25 protein-coding genes and 1 pseudogene are annotated in these 25999 nt (G+C 73.4%); 3 read left to right on the forward strand and 23 right to left on the reverse strand.

Going from position 1 to position 25999, the window contains the following annotated elements; translation table 11 throughout:
* The 14 genes and pseudogenes from H1A17_RS26370 to pyrR all read right to left on the reverse strand — a co-directional run.
* Window positions 1-1220, reverse strand: a pseudogene (locus tag H1A17_RS26370) (primosomal protein N'); the annotation flags it as partial.
* A 71-nt stretch (window positions 1221-1291) separates the two neighbouring features.
* On the reverse strand, window positions 1292-2485 hold the full coding sequence (gene metK / locus H1A17_RS26375; RefSeq protein ID WP_145918934.1) for a methionine adenosyltransferase: 1194 nt from the start codon (window positions 2483-2485) through the stop codon (window positions 1292-1294).
* 89 nt (window positions 2486-2574) lie between these two features.
* Complete coding sequence (gene coaBC, locus H1A17_RS26380) at window positions 2575-3783, reverse strand: bifunctional phosphopantothenoylcysteine decarboxylase/phosphopantothenate--cysteine ligase CoaBC (RefSeq protein WP_145918933.1); 1209 nt, start codon at window positions 3781-3783, stop codon at window positions 2575-2577.
* A 14-nt stretch (window positions 3784-3797) separates the two neighbouring features.
* Window positions 3798-4061, reverse strand: a complete 264-nt coding sequence (gene rpoZ, locus H1A17_RS26385) for a DNA-directed RNA polymerase subunit omega (protein ID WP_007075826.1) — start codon at window positions 4059-4061, stop codon at window positions 3798-3800.
* Window positions 4062-4151: 90 nt separating this feature from the next.
* Window positions 4152-4652 carry a guanylate kinase gene (locus H1A17_RS26390; protein WP_145918932.1) on the reverse strand — a complete coding sequence of 167 codons (501 nt, stop codon included), beginning with the start codon at window positions 4650-4652 and terminating at the stop codon, window positions 4152-4154.
* Between the two features lie 25 nt (window positions 4653-4677).
* A complete protein-coding gene (mihF, locus tag H1A17_RS26395; RefSeq protein WP_067309448.1) occupies window positions 4678-4995 on the reverse strand; it encodes an integration host factor, actinobacterial type in 318 nt (105 codons plus the stop codon).
* Window positions 4996-5169: 174 nt separating this feature from the next.
* A complete protein-coding gene (gene pyrF / locus H1A17_RS26400; protein ID WP_145918931.1) occupies window positions 5170-6009 on the reverse strand; it encodes an orotidine-5'-phosphate decarboxylase in 840 nt (279 codons plus the stop codon).
* 71 nt (window positions 6010-6080) lie between these two features.
* Entirely contained in the window at window positions 6081-7355 is a 1275-nt protein-coding gene (locus H1A17_RS26405) for an adenosylmethionine--8-amino-7-oxononanoate transaminase (protein ID WP_194823145.1), read from the reverse strand.
* An 82-nt stretch (window positions 7356-7437) separates the two neighbouring features.
* Window positions 7438-8490, reverse strand: coding sequence for a quinone-dependent dihydroorotate dehydrogenase (locus H1A17_RS26410; RefSeq protein WP_194823146.1), 1053 nt, complete (start codon window positions 8488-8490; stop codon window positions 7438-7440).
* A 136-nt stretch (window positions 8491-8626) separates the two neighbouring features.
* The gene (carB, locus tag H1A17_RS26415) at window positions 8627-12022 is read right to left on the reverse strand and encodes a carbamoyl-phosphate synthase large subunit (protein ID WP_194823147.1); all 3396 of its coding nucleotides are present in this window, start codon (window positions 12020-12022) and stop codon (window positions 8627-8629) included.
* The gene (gene carA, locus H1A17_RS26420; RefSeq protein WP_145922691.1) at window positions 12015-13226 is read right to left on the reverse strand and encodes a glutamine-hydrolyzing carbamoyl-phosphate synthase small subunit; all 1212 of its coding nucleotides are present in this window, start codon (window positions 13224-13226) and stop codon (window positions 12015-12017) included. Before carA ends, carB begins: the two co-directional genes overlap by 8 nt.
* A gap of 61 nt (window positions 13227-13287) precedes the next feature.
* Window positions 13288-14619, reverse strand: a complete 1332-nt coding sequence (locus H1A17_RS26425) for a dihydroorotase (protein WP_194823148.1) — start codon at window positions 14617-14619, stop codon at window positions 13288-13290.
* Window positions 14616-15569 (reverse strand): aspartate carbamoyltransferase catalytic subunit, encoded by a 954-nt coding sequence (locus H1A17_RS26430; RefSeq protein WP_145918926.1) that lies wholly within the window; start codon window positions 15567-15569, stop codon window positions 14616-14618. Before H1A17_RS26430 ends, H1A17_RS26425 begins: the two co-directional genes overlap by 4 nt.
* Before the next feature lie 49 nt (window positions 15570-15618).
* Window positions 15619-16200, reverse strand: coding sequence for a bifunctional pyr operon transcriptional regulator/uracil phosphoribosyltransferase PyrR (pyrR, locus tag H1A17_RS26435; protein ID WP_145918925.1), 582 nt, complete (start codon window positions 16198-16200; stop codon window positions 15619-15621).
* A gap of 287 nt (window positions 16201-16487) precedes the next feature.
* Here pyrR and H1A17_RS26440 point away from each other — a divergent pair, with 287 nt between their 5' ends.
* A complete protein-coding gene (locus H1A17_RS26440) occupies window positions 16488-16976 on the forward strand; it encodes a transcriptional regulator (protein ID WP_013285505.1) in 489 nt (162 codons plus the stop codon).
* Between the two features lie 94 nt (window positions 16977-17070).
* Here H1A17_RS26440 and nusB read toward each other — a convergent pair whose 3' ends face one another.
* The 4 genes from nusB to aroB all read right to left on the reverse strand — a co-directional run bounded on the left by nusB (window position 17071) and on the right by aroB (window position 19734).
* Window positions 17071-17481 carry a transcription antitermination factor NusB gene (gene nusB, locus H1A17_RS26445; protein ID WP_194823152.1) on the reverse strand — a complete coding sequence of 137 codons (411 nt, stop codon included), beginning with the start codon at window positions 17479-17481 and terminating at the stop codon, window positions 17071-17073.
* Window positions 17482-17504: 23 nt separating this feature from the next.
* Entirely contained in the window at window positions 17505-18062 is a 558-nt protein-coding gene (gene efp / locus H1A17_RS26450) for an elongation factor P (RefSeq protein WP_145918923.1), read from the reverse strand.
* 140 nt (window positions 18063-18202) lie between these two features.
* A complete protein-coding gene (gene aroQ / locus H1A17_RS26455) occupies window positions 18203-18661 on the reverse strand; it encodes a type II 3-dehydroquinate dehydratase (RefSeq protein ID WP_145918922.1) in 459 nt (152 codons plus the stop codon).
* Window positions 18658-19734, reverse strand: a complete 1077-nt coding sequence (gene aroB / locus H1A17_RS26460; RefSeq protein ID WP_145918921.1) for a 3-dehydroquinate synthase — start codon at window positions 19732-19734, stop codon at window positions 18658-18660. The genes aroQ and aroB overlap by 4 nt, the downstream gene beginning before the upstream one ends.
* A gap of 149 nt (window positions 19735-19883) precedes the next feature.
* On the opposite strand from aroB, the gene H1A17_RS26465 reads away from it, so the two are divergent.
* Window positions 19884-20405: a DUF2243 domain-containing protein gene (locus H1A17_RS26465; protein ID WP_145918920.1), complete on the forward strand. Its 522-nt coding sequence runs from the start codon at window positions 19884-19886 to the stop codon at window positions 20403-20405.
* Window positions 20402-21181, forward strand: a complete 780-nt coding sequence (locus tag H1A17_RS26470) for a cytochrome c oxidase assembly protein (RefSeq protein ID WP_194823149.1) — start codon at window positions 20402-20404, stop codon at window positions 21179-21181. Before H1A17_RS26465 ends, H1A17_RS26470 begins: the two co-directional genes overlap by 4 nt.
* Here H1A17_RS26470 and H1A17_RS26475 read toward each other — a convergent pair.
* From H1A17_RS26475 to H1A17_RS35205, 5 genes are all read right to left on the reverse strand, one after another.
* Window positions 21171-21677, reverse strand: coding sequence for a shikimate kinase (locus H1A17_RS26475; protein ID WP_145918918.1), 507 nt, complete (start codon window positions 21675-21677; stop codon window positions 21171-21173). The two genes, H1A17_RS26470 and H1A17_RS26475, sit on opposite strands and share 11 nt — an antisense overlap.
* 88 nt (window positions 21678-21765) lie before the next feature.
* The gene (aroC, locus tag H1A17_RS26480) at window positions 21766-22944 is read right to left on the reverse strand and encodes a chorismate synthase (RefSeq protein WP_145918917.1); all 1179 of its coding nucleotides are present in this window, start codon (window positions 22942-22944) and stop codon (window positions 21766-21768) included.
* A gap of 98 nt (window positions 22945-23042) precedes the next feature.
* A complete protein-coding gene (locus H1A17_RS26485; RefSeq protein WP_194823150.1) occupies window positions 23043-23930 on the reverse strand; it encodes a sulfotransferase domain-containing protein in 888 nt (295 codons plus the stop codon).
* A gap of 13 nt (window positions 23931-23943) precedes the next feature.
* Window positions 23944-25545, reverse strand: coding sequence for a lipopolysaccharide biosynthesis protein (locus H1A17_RS26490; RefSeq protein WP_194823151.1), 1602 nt, complete (start codon window positions 25543-25545; stop codon window positions 23944-23946).
* Complete coding sequence (locus H1A17_RS35205) at window positions 25542-25670, reverse strand: hypothetical protein (protein ID WP_255542149.1); 129 nt, start codon at window positions 25668-25670, stop codon at window positions 25542-25544. The genes H1A17_RS26490 and H1A17_RS35205 overlap by 4 nt, the downstream gene beginning before the upstream one ends.
* Between the last annotated feature and the right edge of the window lie 329 nt (window positions 25671-25999).

Here is a 25999-nt window from a genome sequence, read left to right on the forward strand (position 1 = left end):
GCCGGGGTCCGGCAGTCCGCGCAGGAGACCGAGGGCAGGTAGCCCCGGCGGGGCACCTGGACCAGCACCGGCGCGTCCGCGCGCAGGGTGTCCCGGGCGGTGGTCCAGGCCAGGCTGGGCAGCCGGGCCGTCGCCGCGCCCGGGTCGCGGGCAAGTTGCGGGTCGTCCCCGGTCGGGGCGATCGCCGGGGTACGCGCCCGCAGGGTCGCCCGGTCCGCCACCACCTCGCGGGCCCACCCGGTCTCCACCAGCAGCTGTCCCTCGGCGGTCCGGGTCCAGCCGCCGACCAGCGCGGCGGCGTCGGCGAGCCGGGCCCGGGTGAGCAGCACCTCCCGCGCGTGCGGGTAGGGGGCCCGGGGCTCGGCGTGCAGGTCGTCCCCGTCGTCCCAGATCGCCACCAGACCGAGCCGGTCGACGGGGGCGAACATGGCGGCCCGGGTGCCGATCACCACCGGCACGTCACCCCGCCGGGCGGCCAGGAAGGCCCGGTAGCGGCGGGCCGGGCCGAGCGCGGCGGAGAGGGTCACGTGCCGTCCCGGGCCGAGCAGGGCGGTCAGCGCCGCGTCGAGCCGGTCGAGGTCCCGGGCGTCGGCCACCACCACGACCGCGCCCCGCCCCCCGGCGAGGGTGGCGGCGACCGCGTCGGCGTAGCGGGCCGCCCAGTCCTCCCCGGCCAGCGCCGACCAGACCGCCCGGGGGGCCCGCCCGTCGGCCAGCGCCGTCAGCAACGCCGGGCCGGCCGGATAGTCCCGCCAGCCACGCGGGTCGACGCCGGCAACGCCGGGCGGAGCGACGCCGGCCGCACCGGGCGGGTCCAGGCCGTCCCCGGCGCGCGGGGCGGGGCCGTCCCCGGGGGGCGGCGTCGGGCCGTCGCCGGCCGGGTCGGTGACGGCCGGCGCGGGGTCGGCCCGGGGTTCCTTCTCCACCCGGGCGTGCCGGGGCGGCACGGCCAGCCGGAGCACGTCGGCGAGGTTGCCGGCGTACCGGTCGGCGACCGCGCGGGCCAGCCGGGCCACCTCGGGGGCGAGCACCGGCTCCGGCGAGACCACCTTCTCCAGGTAGGCCAGCCTGCCGTCGTGCGTGGAGCTGTCGACCCGCTCCAGCAGCCACCCGTCGACCAGTTGACCGGCGAAGCGGACCTTGACCCGTACCCCGGGGACCGCGTCGTCGGCCAGGCCGGCGGGGACCAGGTAGTCGAAGGGACGGTCGAGGTGCGGCAGCGCGACGTCGACACAAACCCGAGCGACCGGCGACCCGTCAGCGGGTCGCCGGTCGCTGGGCGTGGTACCGGTCAGGCGCCCGCTACCGACTTCAGGTCGGCGGCCCGGTCGGTGTTCTCCCAGGCCAGCTCCGGCAGCTCCCGGCCGAAGTGGCCGTAGGCGGCGGTCTGCCGGTAGATCGGGCGCAGCAGGTTGAGGTCCCGGATGATCGCGGCCGGACGCAGGTCGAAGACCTCACCGACGGCCTTCTCGATCGCGACCACCGGCACCGTCTCGGTGCCGAAGGTCTCGATGAACAGGCTCACCGGGTGGGCCTTGCCGATCGCGTACGCGACCTGCGCCTCGCAACGCTCGGCGAGGCCGGCGGCGACCACGTTCTTCGCCACCCAGCGCATCGCGTACGCCGCCGAACGGTCCACCTTGGACGGGTCCTTGCCGGAGAACGCGCCGCCGCCGTGCCGGGCGTACCCGCCGTAGGTGTCGACGATGATCTTCCGGCCGGTCAGGCCGGCGTCGCCCATCGGGCCACCGATCTCGAACCGGCCGGTCGGGTTCACCAGCAGCCGGTAGCCATCGGTGTCCAGACCCAGGTTCTCCAGCTCCGGGGCGATGACGTGGTCCCGCACGTCCGGGGTGAGCAGCGAGTCCAGGGAGATGTCGGCGGCGTGCTGGCTGGACACCACGACGGTGTTCAGCCGCACCGGGCGCAGCCCCTCGTACTCGATGGTGACCTGGGTCTTGCCGTCGGGCCGCAGGTACGGGATGGTGCCGTCCTTACGCACCGCGGACAGCCGCTGGGCCAGCCGGTGCGCCAGGGCGATCGGCAGCGGCATCAGCTCGGGCGTCTCGGAGCAGGCGAAGCCGAACATCATGCCCTGGTCGCCGGCGCCCTGCGCGTCCAGCGCGCTCTCCGACGCCCCGGTCCGCAACTCGAAGGCGTTGTCGACGCCCTGGGCGATGTCCGGCGACTGCGCGCCGATGGAGACGCTGACGCCACAGGAAGCGCCGTCGAAGCCCTTCTTCGACGAGTCGTAGCCGATGCCGAGGATCGTCTCGCGGACGATGGTCGGGATGTCGGCGTACGCCTTGGTGGTCACCTCGCCGGCGACGTGGACCTGACCGGTGGTGATCAGTGTCTCGACCGCCACCCGGCTGTGCGGGTCCTGGGTGAGCAGGGCGTCGAGGATCCCGTCGCTGATCTGGTCGGCGATCTTGTCCGGGTGGCCTTCCGTGACCGATTCGGACGTGAAGAGGCGGCGTGTCACGGCACTCCTAAGCTCTTTAGATAATCGTTCCGCAGCAGTCTAGTCACCCTCGCGTACCGCTCACGACCGGGCGAGCCGCCATCCACCGTTCAGGACCGGGCGGGCCACCGGTCGCGCACGAGGTCCCAGACCCGGTCGGCCAGGTCCTCCTTGGCCTGCTCGGGCAGGTGGTGCACGCTGCCGTCGGCACCGATGACGGTGGCCGCGTTGGTCTCGGCGCCGAAGACCTTGTCGACGCCGACCTCGTTGACGACGACGAGGTCGGCGCGTTTGCGGGCGAGTTTGGCGCGGCCGTTGGCCTCGGCGTCGCCGGTCTCGGCGGCGAACACCACGAGCACCTGCTCCGGTCGACGGCGACGGCCCAGCTCGGCGGCGATGTCCGGGTTGGTGACCAGCGCGATGGTCGGCGCGCTGCCGTCGTCCGACTTCTTGATCTTGCCGGTCGCGTAGGTCGCCGGTCGGAAGTCCGACGGTGCCGCCGCCATCACCACCGCGTCGGCATCGGCGGCGGCAGCCAGGGTCGCGGTGCGCAACTCCTCGGTGGTGCCCACCCGGACGAGGTCGACCCCGGCCGGATCGGGCAGCGAGACGTTGGCGGCGATCAGGGTGACCCGGGCGCCCCGGGCGACGGCGGCACGGGCGAACGCGTAGCCCTGCTTGCCGGAGGACCGGTTGCCGAGGAAACGGACCGGGTCGAGGGGTTCCCGGGTGCCGCCGGCGGTGACCACCAGGTGCCGGCCGGCCAGATCGGCGGGGGCGTCGACGCCCCGGGCGAGGGCCCGGCGGGCGACGGCGAAGATCTCGGCCGGGTCGGGTAGCCGACCCTTGCCGCTGTCGGCGCCGGTGAGCCGGCCGACGGCGGGCTCGATCACGCGTACCCCCCGGGCCCGCAGGGTGGCCACGTTGGCGACGGTGGCCGGGTGCTCCCACATCTCGGTGTGCATCGCCGGGGCGAGCACCACCGGACACCGGGCGGTGAGCAGGGTGTTGGTGAGCAGGTCGTCGGCGAGGCCGTGGGCGGCACGGGCGAGCAGGTCGGCCGTGGCCGGCGCGACCACCACCAGGTCGGCCTGCTGGCCGAGCCGCACGTGGGGCACCTCGTGCACCGCGGACCAGACGTCGTCGGCGACCGGCTGGCCGGACAGCGCCGCCCAGGTCGGCGCCCCGACGAAGCGGAGCGCCGACGCGGTCGGCACGACCCGGACCCGGTGGCCCGACTCCGTGAACAGCCGCAGCAGCTCGCACGCCTTGTAGGCGGCGATGCCACCGCCGACTCCGAGCACGATCTCGGCGGACATCGGGGGTACGGGGGTTACGGCTGGTCGGTCGGCTCGGCGGTGAGCAGGCCCGCGTTGATCTCGCGCATGGCGATGGAGAGCGGCTTCTCCTGCGGGGTGGTCTCCACGAGCGGGCCGACGTACTCGAGCAGGCCCTCGCCGAGCTGGCTGTAGTAGGCGTTGACCTGACGCGCCCGCTTGGCGGCGAAGATCACCAGCGCGTACTTCGAGGTGGTCTTCTCGAGCAGCTCGTCGATCGGCGGGTTGGTGATGCCCTCGGGGTTGGCGATGGATCCCACGAAATACCTCTGCCTCTGAAGTGGCTGGTCGCCCGGCCGCGCGGGGCGGCCGGTCGCTCGACCACACTGGGTGGCCGGGCGGGAGCCAGATTAGGACGAACCGAGCAAGCCTACCAGCTCAGCGGCGGCGCGCTCGGTGCGGTCGTGGTGGACGGCGCGCGCGGCGACGGCCACCAGAGCCGGGTCCGGGTGGTGTCCGGGCGGCAGCAGCAGCACCAGCCGGCTCTGCGGCAGGGCCGCGTGGACGACGAGCGCCCCGGGCGGGTCCAGCGGCAGCAGCACCGGCCGGCCCCGCGTCAGGCGCCCGATCAGCGGGGCGCGCGGCGTGCCCCGGCGGTACGGCCCGGCCCGGGACCACTCCAGCAGCTCGCCCGCGGCGATCATCCGGTCGAACTCGGCCGGCTCCCGGAAGAGCCGGTCGACGCCGTCGGACTCGCCGGTGCGAGGCGCCCGGGTGGTCACCGGGACCGGCACCCACACGGCGGGAGAACGCGCCCGGACCGCCTCGACCACACCGCCCCGGCCCGCACCCGAAGGTCCGGTCAGGACGGTGAGCCGTGCCGCCGGGCACGCCTCCTCATCCGTGCTCACCGCTTGTTTGTACCTGCTGCGGCGGTCAGTTGGCGGCGAACTCTCCAAGCAGCGCCTTGCGCTGCTGCTCGCCCAGGCCACGCAGGCGGCGGCTGTCGGCGATCTTGAGCTTCTCCATGATCTGGGTGGCCCGGATCTTGCCGATACCCGGCATCGCCTGCAGCACGGCCGACACCTTGAGCTTGCCGACGACGTCGTCGGACTCGGCTCGCGCAAGGACGGCGGCCAGGGTGGTCTTGCCCTGCTTGAGCTGCTCCTTCAGCTCAGCACGGGCCTTGCGGATCTCCGCGGCCTTTTCCAGCGCGGCAGCGCGCTGCTCGGGGGTCAGTGACGGGAGCGGCACCAGTTCTCCTCAGGTCCCTATCGCGACGGGCGGAACGCACCGCCGCTCTGTGAAACGTGGTGTCGCTGGCAACCAAAGGGGTCCGTGGTTCCCAGCGCGGGGAAAACTAGCGTTCGACGGAGTTTTCGGCAACGTGGACGCGCGATGATCAACGTAAAGTGACCGAGCCGTCAGTCAGTGTCCGGCAGCCAGAATGTGCCGGCAGTCGGCCGCCACCCGGGCCGCGGCGGCCCGCAACGCGTCGGCGTCGGGACCCGCGTTGAGCACCTCCCGGGAGTACGACGGCAACACTGCGGACAGGCTCGAACCGAACACGGTGGGTAGATCGGCAGCCGTCGCACCCTGCGCGCCGAGGCCCGGAGCGAGCAGTGGGCCATTGACCCGGGACAGGTCGTGACCGGTGTCGCCGATGGTCGCGCCGACCACCAATCCGATGCTGCCCAGCGGCTCAGCACCCCTGTTGAGCTGGGAAATCTCATCGATAACAAGCTGTGCGACGGTACGCCCACCGGAGGTGACGGCACGCTGCACGTCCGCCCCCTCGGGGTTCGAGGTGAGCGCTAACACGAAGACTCCGCCGCCGTGCGCGGCCGCCGTCTCGAACATCGGGGCCAGCGAACCTACTCCCAGGTAGGGGCTCGCCGTGAGCGCGTCGACATACATCGGGCTGGATGGATCAAGGTACGCGGAAGCGTACGCGGCGACGGTCGAACCGATGTCGCCGCGCTTGGCGTCGAGGAGAACGAGCGCGCCAACATCACGTAACTGTCGGATAGTTGACTCAAGAATCGCCACCCCGCGGCTCCCGAATCGCTCGAAGAAGGCCGACTGAGGCTTGAACACCGCAACCCGGTCACCGAGCGCTTCCGCGACGGTCCGGACGAACCGTTCCAGACCGTCGACGTCGTCCTCAAGGCCCCAGCGGGCCAGCAGACCCGGATGCGGGTCGATGCCCACACAGAGCGGCCCGCGTTCCGCCACCGCCCGGTGCAGACGGGTTCCGAAGGTCTCCATCCGTTGCTCCTCTCGTCTCGTGCTCCGCTGCCACGGGGCGACGGTCGTCGCCCCGGCTCCGCCCCCGGTGCTCAACCGGCCGCGACGGCGGCGGCGATCCCGGCCACGATCCGGGCCACGTCGTCGTCCCCCGTCACGTACGGCGGCATCGTGTACACCAGGTCGCGGAAGGGGCGCAGCCACACGCCCCGGTCCACCGCGGCGGCCGTCGCCGCCGCCAGGTCCACCTCGTGGTCCAGCTGCACCACGCCGATCGCGCCCAGCACCCGGACGTCCGCCACCCCCGGCGCGCCCCGCAACGGCTCCAGACCGGCCCGCAGCCCCGCACCCACCCGCGCCACCTCGGCCGCCCAGTCGCCGGCCCGCAGCAGCCCCAGGGAGGCGTTGGCGACGGCACAGGCCAACGGGTTACCCATGAACGTCGGCCCGTGGGCCAGCACCCCGTCGGCGGAGATGCCCCGGGCCACCTCCGGCGTGCACAACGCGGCCGCCAGGGTGAGGTAGCCACCGGTGAGCGCCTTGCCCACGCAGAGCACGTCCGGGGTCACCCCGGCGTGCCCGGCGGCGAACATCGACCCGGTCCGGCCGAACCCGGTGGCGATCTCGTCGAAGATCAGCAGCACCCCGTGCGCCCGGGTCACCTCGCGCAGCACCCGCAGGTACCCGGGGTGGTGGAACCGCATCCCGCCGGCCCCCTGCACCACCGGCTCGACGATCACCGCCGCCAACTCGTCGGCGTGCCGGGCGACCGCGTCGGTCAACGCCGTCACGTACGCCGGGTCCGGCGGGTCGGCGAAGCCGCCGGGCGGCACCGGCGCGAAGACCTGCCGGGGCAGCACGTCACCCCAGAGGTGGTGCATGCCACCCTCCGGGTCACAGACGCTCATCGGGTGGAACGTGTCGCCGTGGTAGCCGCCCCGCCAGGTGCCCAGCCGGCGACGCCGCGGCCGGCCGGTGGCCCGCTGGTACTGCAGGCACATCTTGATCGCCACCTCGACCGACACCGAGCCCGAGTCGGCCAGGAAGACGTGCGCCAACCCCGGCGGGGCCAGCTCGACGAGCGTCTCGGCCAGCCGGACCGCCGGCTCGTGGGTGAGCCCGCCGAACATCACGTGACTCATCCGGCCGAGCTGGTCGGTGACGGCCGCGTCCAGCGCCGGATGCCGGTACCCGTGGATCGCCGCCCACCACGACGACATCCCGTCGACCAGTTCCCGGCCGTCGGCCAACCGCAGCCGGACGCCCTGCGCGCTGTGCACCACGTACGGCGGGTGGGCCGGCGGCAGCGCCGCGTACGGGTGCCAGACGCGGGCCCGGTCGACGGTCAGGATCTCCTCGGGCGTCACGCGTGCTCCTCCGTACCCTCGTCGGTGGCGGCGTCGGGGCGGACGGGCGGGCACGACCGGAACCCCGGACGTGCCCGCCGGCTCACCGGCCGCCCACCGCCCGGTCACCCGCCGGGACCCTGGCCCCGGCCGGAACCCGGGCGGCGGCCCGCACCAGGGCCGGGCCCCGGTAGATGAACCCGGTGTAGAGCTGGACCAGGCTGGCCCCCGCGTCGAACATCCGGGCCGCGTCGTCCGGGTCGAGGATGCCGCCGACCCCGATCACCGGGAGCCGGCCCCCGGTCTCCCGGTGCACGAACGCGACCATCTCCCGGGCCCGCCCGGTCAGCGGACGGCCGGACAGGCCACCGGTCTCGACGCCCCGGTCCCGGTCGGCGGGGGCGAGCCCGTCCCGGGCGAGCGTGGTGTTGGTGGCGATCACGCCGGCCGCGCCCCGGGCCAGGCACACCTCCAGCAGCTCCGCCACGGCCGGCTTGGTGAGGTCCGGGGCGATCTTCACCAGCACCGGCTTCTCCCCCACCAGCGCGGCCAGCAGGGCGTCCAGGTGCGCCCGGTCCTGCAACGAGCGCAGCCCCGGGGTGTTCGGCGAGGAGACGTTGACCGCGAAGTAGTCGCCGTACCCGCGCAACGCCCGGTAGGAGGTGAGGTAGTCCTCGACCGCGTCCTCCAGCGGGGTCACCTTGGACTTGCCCAGCGAGATGCCCAGCGGCACCCCCAGCGGGCGGGGCGCGGCGGCCAGCCGGTCGGCCAGCGCCTGCGCCCCGGCGTTGTTGAAGCCCATCCGGTTGATCACGGCGGCGCTGTCGGGCAGCCGGAACAGCCGGGGCCGGGGGTTGCCCGGCTGGGCGTGCGCGGTGACCGTGCCCACCTCGACGAAGCCGAACCCGAGCGCCGGCCAGGCCGGCAGGGCCACCCCGTTCTTGTCCATCCCCGCCGCCAGGCCCACCGGGTTGGGGAACCGCACCCCGAACACCGTCCGGGGCGCCCGGTGCAGGTTGCGGGCCCGCAGCAGCGCCAGCGCCGCCGGCCGCCGGGACAGGGTCGCCAACCGCCGCAGCGTCCAGTCGTGCGCCGCCTCCGCGTCGCCGCCCCCGATCCGGAACAGCGCCCGCCGTACGCCGCGCTCGAACATCACGTTCCCTCCCGGCCGACGCTCTCGTCGGTGATCAAGAGGTTCGCGTCACCGCACCCGCCGTTCGCTGACCGAAACCTCTTGATCACCGAACGCGGGGCGGGCAGCGGACGCACGGCAGGGGGCGGCGCGGGCCGGGTCACTGGGCGGCCCGGAGGGCGGCGTGGAGCTCCTGGAGGGGACGCACCCGCATGTCGCCCCGGATACGGGCCTCGATGCCCATCACCGCCGCCGCCACCCCCGGCACCGTGGTGATGCACGGGATGTCGGCCGTCACGGCGGCGCTGCGGATCTCGTACCCGTCCGAGCGGGCGCTCGCGCCCGACCCCTGCGGGGTGTTCACCACCAGCGCCACGTCCCCGGCGAGGATCATCGACACCGCGTCCGCGCCCTCGCCGCTCTGGTAGTGCTTGCGGATCTGCTCACAGGCGATGCCGTGCCGGCGCAGCAGCTCGGCGGTACCCGTGGTGGCGACGATCGCGAAGCCCAGGTCGGCCAGCCGCTTGATCGGGAAGATCATGGCCCGCTTGTCCCGGTTCGCCACCGAGACGAAGATCTTCCCGGTGGTCGGCAGCGACCCGTACGCGGCGGACTGGCTCTTGGCGAACGCGTGGCCGAAACTGGTGTCGATGCCCATCACCTCGCCGGTGGACTTCATCTCCGGGCCGAGCAGCGAGTCGACGCCCTTGCCGGCCGGGGTGCGGAACCGCTTGAACGGCAGCACCGCCTCCTTCACCGCGATCGGGGCGTCCGGCGGCAGCTCGCCACCGTCGCCGGTCGCCGGGAGCAGCCCCTCGGCGCGCAGCTCGGCGATGGTCGCGCCGAGGGCGATCCGGGCCGCCGCCTTGGCCAGCGGCACGGCGGTGGCCTTCGAGACGAACGGGACCGTCCGGGACGCCCGCGGGTTCGCCTCCAGCACGTACAGCATGTCGTCCTTGAGGGCGTACTGGACGTTGAGCAGCCCGCGCACCCCCACGCCCCGGGCGATCGCCTCGGTGTAGCGGCGCACCTCGGTCAGGTGCGAGCCGGCCAGCGTGATCGGCGGCAGCGCGCACGACGAGTCGCCGGAATGGATGCCGGCCTCCTCGATGTGCTCCATCACCCCACCGAGGTAGACCTCGCCGTCGGCGTCGCAGAGCGCGTCCACGTCGATCTCGATGGCGTCGTCGAGGAACCGGTCGACCAGCACCGGGTGGTCCGGGGAGATGTCGGTGGCCCGCCCGATGTAGTCGCGCAGCGTGGCGTCGTCGTAGACGATCTCCATGCCCCGCCCGCCGAGCACGTACGACGGGCGCACCAGCACCGGGTAGCCGATCTCGTCGGCGATCGCCTTCGCCTCGTCGTACGAGGTGGCCGTGCCGTGCGCCGGGGCACGCAGGCCGGCGCGGGCCAGCAGCGCCCCGAACGCGCCGCGCTCCTCGGCCAGGTGGATCGACTCCGGGGAGGTGCCCACCACCGGCACGCCGGCGTCCTTGAGCCGCTGCGCCAGCCCCAGCGGGGTCTGCCCGCCGAGCTGCACGATCACCCCGACCACGCCGGGGCCGCCGGCCGCCCGGCCGGACGAGTCCTCGGCGTGCCAGACCTCCAGCACGTCCTCGAAGGTCAGCGGCTCGAAGTAGAGCCGGTCGGCGGTGTCGTAGTCGGTGGAGACGGTCTCCGGGTTGCAGTTGACCATCACGGTCTCGTAGCCGACGGAACCGGCCGCGTCCGCCGCGACCGCGCCCGCCGTGCCGCGCGGGGCGGCCCGCAACGCCTGGACGGCGTGCACGCAGGAGTAGTCGAACTCGATGCCCTGGCCGATCCGGTTCGGCCCGGACCCCAGGATCAGCACCTTGGGCCGGTCCGACGCGGCGACCTCGGTCTCCTCGTCGTACGTCGAGTAGTGGTACGGGGTGGTCGCCTCGAACTCGGCGGCGCAGGTGTCCACCGTCTTGTAGACCGGCCGCACGTCGAGCCGGTGCCGCAGGGTGCGTACCCCGTCCTCGGCGGCCAGTTCCGGGCGCAGCGCGGCGAGCTGCCGGTCGGACAGCCCGGCGCGCTTGGCCCGGCGCAGCAGCCCGGCGTCGAGCACCGGGGCGGCCACGATCTCGGCCCGCAACTCGACCAGGCCGGCGATCTGGTCCAGGAACCACGGGTCGATCCCGCCGGAGGCCGCCGACACCTCGGCGACCGACGCGCCCAGCCGCAGCGCCCGCTCGACGGTGTAGAGCCGGCCGTCGTGCGGCATCCCCAGCGCGGCGAGGGTGTTCTCCCTCGTCGCGTCCTGCGGGTCCGGCCGGGTCCAGAACCCCGCCGCCGACGTCTCCATCGACCGCATCGCCTTGTTGAGCGCCTCGGTGAAGTTCCGGCCCAGGCTCATCGCCTCGCCTACCGACTTCATCGTGGTGGTCAGCTCCGGGTCGGCGCCGGGGAACTTCTCGAACGCGAACCGGGGGATCTTCACCACCACGTAGTCCAGCGTCGGCTCGAACGCGGCCGGCGTCTTGCGCGTGATGTCGTTGGGGATCTCGTCGAGGGTGTAGCCGATCGCCAGCTTCGCGGCGATCTTGGCGATCGGGAAGCCGGTGGCCTTCGACGCCAACGCCGACGACCGGGACACCCGGGGGTTCATCTCGATCACCACGATCCGGCCGTCGGCCGGGTTCACCGCGAACTGGATGTTGCAGCCACCGGTGTCCACCCCGACCTCGCGCAGCACCGCGATGCCCAGGTCCCGCAGGTTCTGGTACTCCCGGTCGGTGAGCGTCATCGCCGGGGCGACGGTGACGCTGTCGCCGGTGTGCACGCCCATCGGGTCGACGTTCTCGATCGAGCAGACCACCACCACGTTGTCGTGCCGGTCGCGCATCAGTTCGAGCTCGTACTCCTTCCAGCCGAGCACGCTCTCCTCGATGAGCACCTCGTGCACCGGGCTGGCGGCCAGGCCGGCCCCGGCGATGCGGTCCAGGTCCTCGTCGGTGTGCGCCATGCCGGAACCCAGGCCGCCCATCGTGAACGACGGCCGGATCACCACCGGCAGGCCCAGCTCGGCGACCGTCGCGCGGACCTCGTCCATCGAGTGGCAGACCCGCGAGCGGGGCACCAGCGCGTCCGGGTCGGGCAGCCCCAGCCGTACGCCGGCCTTCGCGACGATCTCCTTGAACAGCTGGCGGTCCTCACCCCGGTTGATCGCCTCGATGTTCGCGCCGATCAGCTCGACGCCGTACTTGTCGAGCACCCCGGCGGCGTGCAGGGCGACCGCCGTGTTCAACGCGGTCTGCCCGCCCAGGGTGGGCAGCAGCGCGTCCGGCCGCTCCTTCGCGATGACCAGCTCGACGAACTCCGGGGTGATCGGCTCGACGTAGGTGGCGTCGGCGAACTCCGGGTCGGTCATGATGGTCGCCGGGTTGGAGTTGACCAGGCTGACCCGGATCCCCTCGCTGCGCAGCACCCGGCAGGCCTGGGTGCCCGAGTAGTCGAACTCGCAGGCCTGCCCGATCACGATCGGCCCGGAGCCGATCACCAGGATGTGCTTGAGATCGTCGCGCTTAGGCATTCGTGCGCCCCTCGCTGTGGTTCCGGCCCGCGCCGGGCTGCCCGTCCGGGCCACGGCCCTCGATCAGCTCGGCGAAACGGTCGAAGAGGTAGTCGGCGTCGTGCGGGCCGGCTGCCGCCTCCGGGTGGTACTGGACGGTGAAGGCGGGCACGTCCACGGCCCGCAGCCCCTCGACGACGTTGTCGTTGAGGCAGACGTGCGACACCCGCACGCCGCCGAACTCGGTGTCGATGACCTGGTCGGGGACGACCGCGCCGGCCGGCCCGTCGCCGTGGCCCGGCCAGGCCACCGCGAAACCGTGGTTGTGGCTGGTCACCTCGACCTTGCCGGTGGCCCGGTCGAGCACCGGCTGGTTGATGCCCCGGTGGCCGTAGCCCAGCTTGTAGGTGCCGAACCCGAGCGCCCGGCCGAGGATCTGACTGCCGAAGCAGATGCCGAACAGCGGAATCCGCCGGCTCAGCACCTCCCGGGCCAGCGCCACCGGCCCGTCGGCGGTGGCCGGGTCACCCGGGCCGGGCGAGAAGAAGACCGCGTCCGCGCCGGTGGCCAGCAGGTCGTCGATGGTGGACCCGGCGGGCAGCACGTGGGTGGTGACCCCCCGGGCGGCCAGCCGCCGCGGCACGTTGCGCTTGATGCCCAGGTCCAGCGCGGCGACGGTGTACCGGTGCTCGCCCTCCGCCTCGACCACGTACGGCGCGGCGGTGCTCACCTCGGCGGACAGGTCCGCGCCGACCATCTGCGGGGACTCCCGCACCCGTTCCAGCAGGGCGCGCGGGTCGTCCTCGACGCTGGAGATGCCGACCCGCATCGCGCCACGCTCACGCAGGTGCCGGGTGAGCGCCCGGGTGTCCACCCCGGCGATGCCGACCACGCCCTCCACGCCGAGCCGGTCCTCCAGCCCGCCGGTGGCCCGCCAGTTGGAGCCGATCCGGGCCGGGTCACGGACCACGTACCCGGCGACCCAGATCCGGTCGGACTCGTCGTCCTCGGTGTTCACCCCGGTGTTGCCGATGTGCGGGGCGGTCTGCACCACCACCTGCCGGTGGTAGGACGGGTCGGTCAGGGTCTCCTGGTAGCCGGTCATGCCGGTGTTGAAGACCGCCTCGCCGAAGGTCTCCCCGACACTGCCGTACGACTCACCGTGGAAGGTGCGCCCGTCCTCCAGCACGAGGATCGCGGACCTACGCTTGTTCGTCGCTCGAATCACCGGCCCTGCCCTCCGATCCGGACTGCGGGACTCCGCTTCGCTACGTTCCTCGCTCGAATCACTTGACAGCCTTTCCGTCCAGGACCGTCGGCTCGCCGCGCAGGAAGGTCGCCACGATGCGACCCGGCAGCGTCATGCGGGCGTACGGGGTGTTGCGACTGCGGCTGGCCAGTTCCGCGGGCTCGACCACCCGACGGGCGGCCGGGTCGACCAGGGTCAGGTTCGCCGGCACCCCGGGCGCCGGGTCGAGGCCGTGACCGGCGAGGCCGGCGATCCGGGCCGGGGTCCGCGACATCCGGTCGGCGATCAGGTCCCACCGGGGGCCGAGCACGTCGAGGGCGATGGACAGCGCCGTCTCCAGGCCGAGCATGCCCGGCCGGGCGTACGCCCACTCGCACTCCTTGTCCTCCACGGCGTGCGGGGCGTGGTCGGTGGCGACGACGTCGATGACGCCCTCGGCGAGCGCGGCCCGCAGCGCGGCGACGTCGGTGCCGGTGCGCAGCGGCGGGTTGACCTTGAACACCGGGTCGTAGCTGGCCGTCGGGCTCCAGTCGGCCCCGAGCCCGGGGCTGGCCAGCGCGCCGCGCCCGGCCACCACCTCGTCGGTGAGCAGCAGGTGGTGCGGGGTGACCTCGGCGGTGACCCGTACCCCACGCGCCTTGGCCTGGCGCAGCACCTCGACGCTGCCGGCGGTGGAGACGTGGCAGACGTGCAGCCGGCTGCCGACGTGCTCGGCGAGCAGCACGTCCCGGGCGATGATCGCCTCCTCGGCGACGGCCGGCCAGCCGGTCAGCCCGAGCCGGGTGGAGACCTCACCCTCGTGCATCTGCGCGCCCTCGGTGAGCCGGGGCTCCTCCGCGTGCTGGGCGATGATCCCGTCGAACGCCTTGACGTACTCCAGGGCCCGGCGCATCAGCTTGGGGTCGGCGACGCAGTGCCCGTCGTCGGAGAAGATCCGCACCCGGGCCGGCGAGTCGGCCATCGCGCCCAGTTCGGCGAGCCGCTCGCCGGCCAGGCCGACGGTGACCGCGCCGATCGGCTGCACGTCGACCAGCCCGGCCTGCCGGCCGAGCCGCCACACCTGCTCGACCACGCCGGCGGTGTCGGCGACCGGCGAGGTGTTCGCCATCGCGCAGACCGCGGTGTAGCCGCCGAGCGCCGCCGCCCGGGAGCCGGACTCCACGGTCTCGGCGTCCTCCCGGCCGGGCTCCCGCAGGTGGGTGTGCAGGTCGACCAGGCCGGGCAGGGCGACCAGCCCGGTGCCGTCGACGACGGCGGCGTCCGGCGCGTCCAGCCCGGAGCCGGTCTCGGCCACGACGCCGTCGCGGATCAGCAGGTCGGTCGGCGCGCCGCCGACGACGCTCACGTTCTTGATCAGGTACGCGGTCACCGGTTGTTCCCTCCGAGCAGCAGGTAGAGCACGGCCATCCGCACGGAGACCCCGTTGGCGACCTGTTCGACGATGGTGGAGCGGGGCGAGTCGGCGACCTCGGGGGTGATCTCCATCCCCCGGTTCATCGGCCCGGGGTGCATGACGATCGCGTGCTCGGGCAGCCGGCGCAGGCGTGGGCCGTCCAGCCCGTAGCGGCGGGCGTACTCGCGGGCCGAGGGGAAGTAGGAGTCGTTCATCCGTTCCCGCTGCACCCGCAGCATCATCACCACGTCCACCCCGGGCAGCACCGCGTCGAGGTCGTAGCAGACGTCGGTGCCGGGGTCGGCGTCGGTCGCCGCGGACCCGACGCCCGCGCGGGCGGCCCAGTCGACCGGGATCAGCGTCGGCGGGCCGACCAGGGTGACCTTGGCGCCGAGGGTGCTCAGCAGCAGCACGTTGGAGCGGGCCACCCGGGAGTGCAGCACGTCACCGACGATCGCCACGTGCAGGCCGGCGAGCCGGCCCAGCCGGGCCCGCATGGTGTACGCGTCGAGCAGCGCCTGCGTCGGGTGCTCGTGGGTGCCGTCACCGGCGTTGACCACCGAGCCGTCCACCCAGTTCGCCAGCCGGTGCGGGGCCCCGGAGGCGGGGTGCCGGACGACCACCGCGTCGGCCCCCATCGCCTGGAGGGTCAGCGCGGTGTCCTTCAGGCTCTCGCCCTTGGTGACGCTGGAACCCTTGGCGGAAAAGTTGATCACGTCGGCGCTGAGCCGCTTGGCGGCGGCCTCGAACGAGATCCGGGTCCGGGTGGAGTCCTCGTAGAACAGGTTCACCACCGTCCGGCCGCGCAGCGCCGGCAGCTTCTTGACCTCCCGGCCGGCGACCGTGGCCATCTCGGCGGCGGTGTCGAGGATCTCGGTGGCGGTGCCGGCGTCCAGGTCGCCCCCGGAGAGCAGGTGTCTGATCATGAGCGGGGCCGCCTCTCGTTCGGGCCTGCCGGGTGGCGTCGGGTCGGGTTCACCGGGTCCCCCCGCAGAGCCGTACCTCGTCGGCGCCGTCGGTCTCGACGAGGGTGACCTTGACGCTCTCGGCGAGCGCGGTCGGGATGTTCTTGCCGACGTAGTCGGCGCGGATCGGCAGCTCCCGGTGCCCCCGGTCGACCAGCACGGCGAGCTGCACCGAGGCGGGCCGGCCGACGTCGTTGAGGGCGTCCAGGGCGGCCCGGACGGTACGGCCGGAGAAGAGCACGTCGTCGACGAGGACGACCCGCTTGCCGTCGATGCCGCCGGGGGGCAGCTGGGTCGGGCCGACCGCGCGGGTGGCGTGCCGGCGCAGGTCGTCGCGGTAGAGGGTGATGTCGAGCACCCCGACGGGGACGTCGACGTCCTCGAAGGTGCTGATCCGGGCGGCGAGCCGCCGGGCCAGCGGGGCGCCCCGGGTGGGGATGCCCAGCAGCACGGTGTCGGCGGCGCCCTGGGTCTTCTCCAGGATTTGGTGGGCGATCCGGTCGACGACGCGCTGGACGTCGGCGCTGGCGAGGATCACCTTCACCGAGGGTTGCCGCTCGGGCGACGGGTCGGCAGCCGGTGGGCAGGCCACGGCGGACCTCCTTCCCCGCCTCACGGGACGGGTCGTTAAAGGATGTCGGGGGTGTCCGGTCGGGTCGTGGGGGCCCGACCGGGGCTGGCGGCCACGTTACCAGCGGTCACCTGGCCGTTCACCGCGACCCACTGATCCCCGGATCAGGACGGTGAAATACGGACAACTCACCCGCTATCTCCGATGGGAATGTCACGAGCACTTGACCACGTGTCGCAATCCCCGTACCGTCACGCTCCGTAGCGATCGCGGGGAGAACCCCAAAGCACAGCACTGGGAGTGTCCGAATGCCCTCTGAATACGCCAAGTCGCTGGGCGCCCGTCTGCGCTCCATCCGCCAGCAGCAGGGCCTGTCCCTGCAGGGGGTGGAGGAGAAGTCGAACGGACGCTGGAAGGCGGTGGTGGTCGGCTCGTACGAGCGCGGCGACCGGGCCGTCACCGTGTCCCGACTGGCGGAGCTGGCCGACTTCTACCGCGTTCCCGTCTCGGAGCTGTTGCCCGACGGCAGCGGGGTACGGCACGAGCCCACCAGCAAGATCGTCCTCGACCTGGAGCGGCTGTACGACGAGGCCTCCGAGGACCTCGCCTACGTCGCCCGCTACGCCCGCGCCATCCAGCAGCAGCGTGGCGACTACAACGGCCGGGTGCTCTCCATCCGCGCCGACGACCTGCGCGCCCTGGCGATCGTCTACGACGCCTCGCCCTCCGGTCTGATCGAACGGCTCACCGAGCACGGTGTGCTGGTCGCCGACCCGCGGGCGTTCTTCGCCTCCTGATCCGCGGTCGCGCAACGAGAAGGGCCCGTGCCGTCCGGCACGGGCCCTTCTCGTCACAGCGTGCAGGTCCCGCCCGCGCCACGCACGGCCACGCTCAGCGGGTGGCGTACTCGGCGATCCGGCCGAGGATGCCGTTGAGGAAACGCGGCGAATCGTCGGTGGACATCTGCCGGGCCAGCTCCACCGCCTCGCTGATCGCCACCGCGTCGTCGATCTCGTCGACGTAGAGCAGCTCGTAGACGGCGATCCGGGCCAGGTTGCGGTCGACCGCCGGCATCCGGTCCAGGGTCCAGCCCTCGGCGTAGCTGGCGATCACCTCGTCGATCCGGTCGAGGTGCCCGGCGACCCCCTCGACCAGACCGATCGCGTAGTCCAGGTGCTCCGGACGCGGCTTCTCGATCCGCTCGATGTAGCCGGCGAGCACCTCGACCGGGGGCCGGTCCCGCAGGTCGGCCTCGAAGAGCACGTCCAGCGCCCGCTTACGCGCCTTGCGGCGCGCCGGCATCTGCTGCTTGGCGCCCTCGGCCATCAGGCGCGGCCGAGGTAACGGCCGTCGCGGGTGTCGACCTTGATCTTCTCGTCGGTGGTGATGAACAGCGGCACCTGCACGGTCGCGCCGGTCTCGACGGTGGCCGGCTTGTTGCCGCCGGTCGACCGGTCGCCCTGCAGACCCGGCTCGGTGTAGGTGACCTGGAGCACCACGCTGGTGGGCAGCTCGATGTAGAGCGGCACACCCTCGTGGGTGGCGACGGTCGCCTCGGCCTCGGGGAGGAGGTAGTTGGCGGCCTCGCCGACGGTGCCGCCGGGGACGGTGATCTGGTCGAACGTCTCCAGATCCATGAAGACGAAGTCCTCACCGTCGGCGTAGAGATACTGCATGGTGCGCTTGTCGACGGTGGCGGTCTCGACCTTGGTGCCCGCGTTGAAGGTCTTGTCGACGACCTTGCCGGACAGCACGTTCTTCAGCGTCGTGCGGACGAACGCCCCACCCTTACCGGGCTTGACGTGCTGGAACTCGACGACGGACCACAGCTCCCCGTCGAGGTTGAGTACCAGGCCGTTCTTGAGGTCGTTGGTGGATGCCATTTCCTGCCTTGATCATCAATTGGCGGACAGACCTGACAAGTCTACTAGCTGCGTCTAATCGGCGGCGGGGCCGTCGACCGGGGTCCGGCCGACCCCCCACGGGCCACCCCGCTCGTCACGCAGAGTAACGAACGGCGCGGTCAGTCGGCCCCGCCGAGCCGGGAGGCGAGGTGCCGCAGCGCGAGCCGGTAGCCGTCCACGCCCAGACCGCAGATCACCCCGGTGGCCACCGCCGACACCACCGAGTGGTGCCGGAACTCCTCCCGGGCGTGGATGTTGGAGATGTGCACCTCGACCAGGGGCGCACGCAGCAACGCGCAGGCGTCGCGGACCGCGATCGAATAGTGCGACCAGGCCGCCGGGTTGAGCACCACCGCCGCACCCTCGTCCGCCGCCCCGTGCAGCCAGCCGATCAGCTCGTGTTCCGCGTCGGTCTGCCGGACCACCACGTCCAACCCCAGCTCGCGGCCCGTCTCGACGCAGAGCGTCACCAGGTCGGCGTAGCTGGTCACCCCGTACACGTCGACCTGGCGGGTGCCCAGCCGGCCCAGGTTCGGCCCGTTGAGCACGTACACCCGGGGGGTGTCGGGGCCGGTCACCGGCTCACCTCCCGGTAGGCGGCGTGCAGCAGCTCGTCGTCCGGGCCGTCCAGGATCGCCGGGCGGGCCAGCCCGTCGAGCACCACGAACCGCAACCGGCTCCCCCGCGCCTTCTTGTCCACCCGCATCGCCGCCAGCAGGGCCGGCCAGGCGTCCGCCGGGTAGCTGGTCGGCAGGTCCAGCGCCGACAGCACGCGGCGGTGCCGCTCGGCGGTCGCCGCGTCGAGCCGGCCGGCCAACCGGGCGAGGGTGCCGGCGTAGACGGTGCCGACGGAGACCGCGTGCCCGTGCCGCCAGCGGTACCCCTCGACCTTCTCGATCGCGTGCGCCAGCGTGTGCCCGTAGTTGAGCACCTCCCGCACACCCGACTCGCGCAGGTCACCGGAGACCACGTCGGCCTTCACCCGGATCGCCCGCTCGATCAGCTCCCGGGCCACCGGGCCCGTCGGGTCGACGGCGGCCGTCGGGTCCGCCTCGACCAGGTCCAGGATCACCGGGTCGGCGATGAAGCCGCACTTGACCACCTCGGCCAGCCCGGCGGCCAGGTCGGCCGGCGGGAGGCTGTCCAGCGTGCCCAGGTCGGCCAGCACCCCGACCGGCGGGTGGAAGGACCCCACCAGGTTCTTGCCGGCCGCCGTGTTCACCCCGGTCTTGCCGCCGACGGCGGCGTCGACCATGCCGAGCAGCGAGGTCGCCACCGGCACCCACCGCACCCCGCGCAACCAGCAGGCCGCGACGAAGCCGGCCAGGTCGGTCACCGCGCCGCCGCCCACCCCGACCACCGCATCGGTACGGGTGAAGCCGGCCGCGCCGAGCCGCTCCCAGCAGTCGGCGGCCACCTCGACCCGCTTGCCCGCCTCGGCGTCGGGCACCTCGATCGCCAGCGGGGTGATCCCCGCACCGGCCAACCGCTCGCCGATCTCCTCGGCCAACGCCCGCAGGGGCGGCGCGTACAGCACCGCCGCCCGGGTCGCGTCGGGCAGCAACGCGGGCAGCTCGGCCAACAGGCCCCGCCCGACCAGTACGTCGTACGGCCGCTCGCCGCCGACCGGAATCCGGGTCACCTCGTCCATCGCCGGCAGCCTAGTCCAGCCCCCGCCCCGGCACGGGGACTGTCCACCTGATGGCGGCCCGCCCGGCGTGACCGGACGACCGGGCCGGCGTTTAGCCCTACGGGACCCGGGCACCGGGGACGGGACCGACCCGAACGTGGAGGGACCCCATGGGCAGCACCACCATCGACGGCGCGGACATCCGGCTCCCGGCCACCATCCTCGGCGTCGGCCTCGGCGGCTTCGTCGACGGCATCGTCCTGCACCAGGTGCTCCAGTGGCACCACATGCTCAGCAGCACCGGCAGCGACAACGTCGGAATAAGGGCGTACCCGGTGGACACCGTGCCCGGGTTGCAGATGAACACCCTGTGGGACGGGCTGTTCCACGTGGTGACCTGGGTGGCGGTGCTCACCGGGCTGGCCCTGCTCTACTCCCGGGTCACCCGCTCCCGGGGCCGGCTGTGGCGCTCCGGCAAGCTCTGGGGCTGGGCGCTGGTCGGGTGGGGGCTGTTCAACCTGGTCGAGGGGATCGTCGACCACCACCTGCTCGGCATCCACCACGTGCACGGCGGCCCGCACCGGACCGCCTGGGACGTCGGCTTCCTGCTGCTCGGAGCGGCGCTGGTGGCCCTCGGCTGGGCGGTGCAGCGCCGGGCCACGGCCGTGGACACCTGCGCCGCACGGCGATGACCGGGGCGCACGGCGGCGGGATCGGGCTGCTGCTGCTCGTACCCCCGGTGGTGTTCTGGGGTTATCTGGCCGCCGCGCTGCGCCGACGCGACCCGGGGCGGGCCGGGTGGAGCCACTGGCGGACCGCCAGCTTCGGCGCGGGCACCGCGCTGCTCGCGGTGGCCCTGCTGCTGCCCGCGCACGACCTGGTCGGGCACATGTGGCAGCACCTGCTGGTCGGCATGCTCGCGCCGCTCGGGCTGGTGCTCGGCACACCCGGCACGCTGGCCCTGCGCACCGTTCCGCCCCGCACCGGCCGGGCCGCCCTACGGCTGCTGCGCCGGCCCGCCGTTACGGTCGCCAGCCATCCCGTCACCGGGTTGCTGCTCACCGCCGGGGGCCTCTACCTGCTGCACCTGACACCGCTGTACCGGGCCGCCCTGACCCATCCCGGCCTGCACCCGGTGCTGCTGCTGCACTTCCTGGTCAGCGGGTACGCCTTCACCTGGGCGATCGCCGGCCCCGACCCCGGGCCACACCGGCCCGCCGTACCGGTACGCCTGGTGGTGCTGGGCCTGTCCGTCGCCGCCCACGCCACCCTCGCCCAGCTGATGTACGCCGGCCTGGTCGACGCCGCCGCGCCGGCCGCCCAGCTACGGGCGGCGGCAACCTTGATGTACTACGTCGGCGACCTGGCCGAGATCCTGCTCGCCCTGGCCCTGCTGGTCACCTGGCGACCCGCGCCCCGCCGGAACCGGGCGGCCCCGACGCGGCGGGTGGACGTGGTCAGGGCCTGAGCAGGGTGACGATCTCGGCGGCGATCTCCTCCGGCGCACGGCCGTCGGTGACCACCGTCGCCGTCGCGACCTCCGCGTAGAGCGGCCGACGCTGATCCATCAGGTGCTTGAGGGTGGCGCGCGGGTTGACCGACAGCAACGGCCGGCCGGCACCGAGCCCGACCCGCTTCACCGCGTCGGTCAACTCGACCGACAGGTGCACCACCGTGTGCCCGATCAGCGCGGCCCGGTTCTCCTCGGCGAGGACCGCGCCGCCGCCGAGGGCGAGCACCCCGGCGTGGGAGGTCACCGCCGCCAGCACCGCGGCCCGCTCCAACGCCCGGAAATGCGCCTCACCCTCGTCGATGAAGATCTCCGGGATCGGCTTGCCGGCCATCTGCTCGATGTCCGTGTCGGTGTCCCGGAACGCCAACCCGAGCAGGGTGGCCAGCTCCGCACCGACGGTGCTCTTGCCGGAGCCGGGGGCCCCGACCAGCACGCAGACAGGCTTCGTCACCGGACCGGCCTTTCGTTCGCGGCTGCGGGGCTCCGCTGCGCTGCACTCCTCGCCCTCACCCGAGCCAGCCCTTCTTGGCGACCGGCGCTCACCGGATGATCAGCGCGTCGAGGTAGCCGGCGAGGTTGCGGCGGATCTCGACCACCGAGTCGCCGCCGAACTTCTCCATGGTGGCCTCGGCGAGCACCAACGCCACCATCGCCTCCGCGACCACCGCCGCGGCAGGAACCGCACACACATCCGACCGCTGGTTGATCGCCGTCGCCGGCTCCCCCGTGGTCACATCCACCGTGGCCAACGCCCGGTTCAACGACGAGATCGGCTTCATCGCCGCCCGCACCCGCACCGGCTCACCCGTGGTGATCCCACCCTCCAGACCACCCGCCCGATCCGTCACCCGACGCACGCCCGTCGCGGTCGGCATGATCTCGTCGTGCGCCTCGGAACCCCGGGACCGCGCCTGCAACCACCCGTCCCCGATCTCGACGCCCTTGATCGCCTGGATGGACATCAACGCGGTCGCCAGCCGGGCGTCGAGCTTGCGGTCCCACTGCACATGGCTGCCCAGGCCCGGCGGCACGCCGTACGCCAGCACCTCGACCACGCCACCGAGGGTGTCGGCGGCCTTCTTCGCGGCGTCGACCTCGGCGACCATCCGGGCACTGGCCTCCGGGTCGAGGCAGCGCAACGGGTCCGCGTCGATCCGCTGGGCGTCCTCGGGCATCGGCCGTAGCCCCGGCTTCGCGGCCACCGAGCCGAGCTCCACCACGTGCGACACGATCTCGATGCCGAGGGACTGCTTGACCAGGGCCTTCGCCACGGTGCCCACGGCCACCCGGGCGGCGGTCTCCCGGGCGCTGGCCCGCTCCAGGATCGGCCGGGCGTCGGTGTGCCCGTACTTCTGCATGCCGGCCAGGTCGGCATGGCCGGGCCGGGGACGGGTCAGCGGGGCGTTCCGGGCCTGGCTGGCCAGCTCGTCCGGGTCGACCGGGTCGGCGGCCATCACCGTCTGCCACTTCGGCCACTCCGAGTTGCCCACCCGGATCGCGACCGGGCTGCCCAGGGTGACGCCGTGCCGCAGGCCACCGACGACCTCGACCTCGTCCCGCTCGAACGCCATCCGGGCACCCCGCCCATAACCGAGCCGACGCCGAGCCAACTCACCAACGATGTCACCAGTGCTCACCGCCACCCCAGCGGGAACCCCCTCCAACAACGCCACCAGAGCCGGACCATGCGATTCACCTGCAGTCAGCCAACGCAACACGACGGTCAGTCTGTCACGAGCGGTGCCGTCGCCGGCACCGTGTCCGGCCCGTCCCGCCCTGCGGACGGCGAGGTCCACCCGGCAGGGCACCGGCACGATCACGACCAGTCGAAGCGCATCCCCAGCCGCTGTTCCAGTGCCGCGTTGTGCGGGGCGAAGTGGGCACTCAACTCGGCCCGGACCTGCTCCGGCATGGCGCTGCTGCGCCGGTGGTTGTGCGCCTCGTACGCGGCGAGCCGGTGCGGGGGCAGGCCGAGGAAGTCCAGCACCCGGGCGTACGTGGCGGCCGGCTCGGCGTACAGCGTCTCGCTGGGCAGGATCAGCCGCTGGGAGCGGTCGAACCGGTCCAGCCACGGGGTCAGGTGTTCCAGGTAACGGCCCCGGGCCCGGTAGGTGTACCAGTCGTACGCCTCGCTGAAGTACGTCGGGTCGGCGATCAGCTTCTCCCGCTCCCCCGCCGTCCGTTCCTCCTCGCGGGCCAGCGCCTCGGCGAAGTCCAGCGGCTCCTTCCCCTCGGTCCGCCGCTCCTTCCAGTGCGAGTACGCCCGTTCCACCGGGTCGCGGAGCAGGAAGATCAACCGGACGTCGGGCATCAGCTCGGCGACCCGTTGCGCCACGAGCGGGTGGAACATGTACAGCGGTGCGGCCTCGCCGACGCGTACCGGCCCACCGTGCCGGCGTTCCAGGGCCTGCCGGTGCCGCACCGTCGGGAAGTGCGACCGGTACCACGCCTCGCCCCGGCCCCAGTTCTCCTCGAAGTAGTGCGAGGTCTTGGTGTTCCAGGCCGGGAAGAGCCGGGGCACCAGGGGGTGCGCCAGCAGGTAACGCCACAGCGAGGTGGTGCCGCCCCGCTTGGTGCCGGTGATCAGGAAGTCCGGCAGCGGCCGGCGGTCGCTGGTGCGTTCGCCGTACCTGACCAGCGAGCTGCGCACCTGGTGGGTGACCTGGTGGGGGACCACACCCTTGAGGCGGTCGCGGATCGTCATCGTCTCCCTCTCGTCACGCCGGTCTCGGCCTGAGCATCGTCACGGCGGCCCGGACCGTACGCCGGACCCGCCGGTCCAGCAGCAGCCCGGCGGCGACGACCGCCAGCACCACCAGGGCCAGTGCCAGACCGGCCACGCCCCGGCCGGCGACCAGCGCGCTGAGCACCGCCACCACGGCCGCGCCGCCGCCGGCCCCGACCGCCGCCCAGCCCACCGAACGGGTGAGCAGCGGCTCGCCGATCGCCACCCGGGCGGCCAGCGCGGCCAGCACGTTCTCGGCGACCACGCCGGCCGTCCAGGCGTACGCCGCGCCGAGCGCCCCGTGGTCGGGGATGAGCAGGAAGCCCAGCCCGACGGTGAGCGCCAGCCCGACCAGGGTGGCCTGGAGGTGCCGGGCGCTGTTGCCGCTCATCAGCAGCATCGTCTGCACGATGCCCACCCCCGAGTTGACCAGCATCGCCCCGGCGAGCACCGCCAGCGGGGCGGCCCCGACGGTGAACCCGTCGCCGAAGAGGCTGAGGAACCCGGGCGCGAACACCGCCAGCAGCAGGTACACCGGCCAGGACAGCAGGATGATCACGACGGTGACCCGCCGGTAGACCAGTGCCGCGTCGGCGGTGCGCCCCTGCCCGAGCAGCCGGGACAACTGGGGCGCGACGGCGACCCGCAACCCCTGCATGATCAGCAGTCCGGCCAGGGCGTACCGGCCGACCGCGCCGAAGACGCCCGACTCGTCCGCGCCGGCCAGCGCCGAGGTGAGCAGCACGCCGACCCACATGCTGCTCGCGTCGATGGCCGCCGACACCGCCCGGGGCAACGCGAAGCCCCAGAGGGTACGCCAGTCCGCGCCGTCCGGGCGTAGCCGCGCCCCGGCGAGCAGGCCGAGGGGCCGCAGCAGCAGGACGGCGGCGGCGACCACGGCCAACGCCACCGGCAGCAACCAACCGCCGAAGCCGACGACCACCCCGGCACCGGTGGCGACCGTCGCCAGCAGCAGGGCGGGCCGGGCCAGCGGCACCAGCACGTACTGGATGCCGACCACGGCGGTCACCGGCCGGACCGCCCGGACGGCGGCGAGCAGCACGGTCATCGCCACCGTGACGGGCAGGGCGAGGAACGCCAGGCGCAGCAGCGTCGGCCCGTCCGACCGGGCGAAGAAGACCGGGGCGAGCAGGTCGGCGGTGAGCACGCCCACCGTCGCGACGACCCCGGTGAGCAGCAGGACCGGCAGCAACGCGACCGGCAGCAGCCGGGCGGCGTCACCGTCGGCACCCACCCGGCGGCGGGGCAGGGCCCAGACGAGGGCCGTGTCCGCACCGGCGCAGCAGACCGCGCCCAGGATGGAGACCACGCCGATGGCGGTGAAGAGCGCACCGGAGCCGTCGGTGCCGAAGCCGCGCACGATGACCACGGTGAGCAGGAAACCCAGCGCGCCGTTGACCGCCGCGCCGACCAACCCGACCGCACCGTTACGGGCGCTGCGCCGTACCTCGCCGGAGCCGCCCGCCGCGTCGGTGACGACCGGGCCGGCCGACGGGGGCGACCCCGGATCGGCGGCGCGGCGGTCGAGCTGCCGGGGTACCGCCGGAGTGGTTCCGGTTCCCGGTCGTCTCATGCCTGCTCCCTGCCGTCCTCGGTGCGGGTCTGGCCTCCGGTGCCGTTCTGCTCCCCGGCGCGGGGCCGGTCGTCAGCCGGGGTGGTGGGCGGGGTGTCGCCGCCGACGCGTGCGGGTTGCACCACCGTCGGCGCGTCCACCCCGCCGGCCGGCCGGGAACCGCTGACAGGTGTCGCCGCCGGGGGCCGGACGGGAGCCGGGGCCGGAGCTGACGTCGGAGCCGGAGCCGGAGCCGGAGCCCCGATCGGGGCCGGGGTCGACATGGGAGCCGGAGCTGACGGCGGAGGCGGGGCAGGGGACGACGCCGGGTCGGGAGCCGGCGGTCGGGCCGGCCCGGGAAGGGGGATCGCGGTCCGGCGGGGAGCCGGCCCGGAAGCCGGGGGCGGGGCCGCGACCGGAGGCGATCCCTGGCCCGGCGCCGGGGCGGGTGAGCAGGGGCGGGCCGGAGCCTGAA

The sequence above is a fragment of the Micromonospora sp. S-DT3-3-22 genome (assembly GCF_015354745.1).
GTDB classification, from domain to species: Bacteria; Actinomycetota; Actinomycetes; order Mycobacteriales; family Micromonosporaceae; genus Micromonospora; species Micromonospora wenchangensis.